This is a genomic window from Nocardiopsis prasina DSM 43845 (genome assembly GCF_000341265.1).
Classification (GTDB): Bacteria; Actinomycetota; Actinomycetes; order Streptosporangiales; family Streptosporangiaceae; genus Nocardiopsis; species Nocardiopsis prasina.
In genome coordinates this window covers 1-764 of the sequence record NZ_ANAE01000010.1, presented here as the reverse complement: position 1 = coordinate 764, position 764 = coordinate 1, and the positions used below count along the sequence as shown (strand labels likewise).

1 protein-coding gene is annotated in these 764 nt (G+C 78.5%); it reads right to left on the bottom strand.

Features of this window, described 5'->3' with window-relative positions; genetic code table 11:
- Positions 1-764 (bottom strand): SAM-dependent methyltransferase (locus D452_RS0100835; RefSeq protein WP_017542290.1); only part of this gene is annotated, 764 nt, incomplete at both ends.

Here is a 764-nt window from a genome sequence, read left to right as displayed (position 1 = left end):
CCGCCGGGCCCGGCGGCCAGGGTCGCCGGCGGCGACCCGTCGCTGCGCAGCAGCGTGGCGCGCCGCGCCGGCCCGTCGCCCAGGCCCTGCCACAGCGCGGTCTCCTTGAGGTCGCCGTCCACCGAGATCCACTCGGCGGCGGCCCCCGCGGGGATGCGCTCGTGCGGGATGCCCGGCGCGGCTTTGACGCACGAGGCCGGCGCACGCGCGGCGAGGTCCATGACCGTGTCCCAGGTCGGCGCGTAGGCGTCGGGATCGAAGACCCTGCCGCGTGCGGTCCGGCGGGCGGGGTCGCAGAAGACGGCGTCGTAGCCGCCGGGGTCGACCTCCGCGGCGTCGCCTTCGCGTACGCGCATCCGACCGTCCAGGCCGAGCCGTTCGGCGTTGGCCGCGGCGACGGCGACGGTCAGCGGGTCGGAGTCGACCGCCTCCACCTCCAGGCCGGCGTCGGCGGCGGCGATCGCGTCGGAGCCGACACCGCAGCCCAGGTCGGCGACGCGGGCTCCGGCGCCCAGCGCCGCGGCCAGCCGGCGGGCGCGGTAGTCGGCCACGGACATGCGTGTGGCCTGCTCCAGGCCCGGCTCGGTGAAGAACATGCGCTCGGCGCGGGTGCCGAATTTCACGCGCGCCCGCGCGCGCAGCCGGGCCTGGGTCAGCGCCGCGCCGGCCAGGTCGGCGGGGGCGACGCCGGGAGCTCCGTCTTCGCCGGCGGACTCGGCCAGCGCCCGCTCGGACTCGGTCCGCAGGACCGTGGCCGCCTTCAG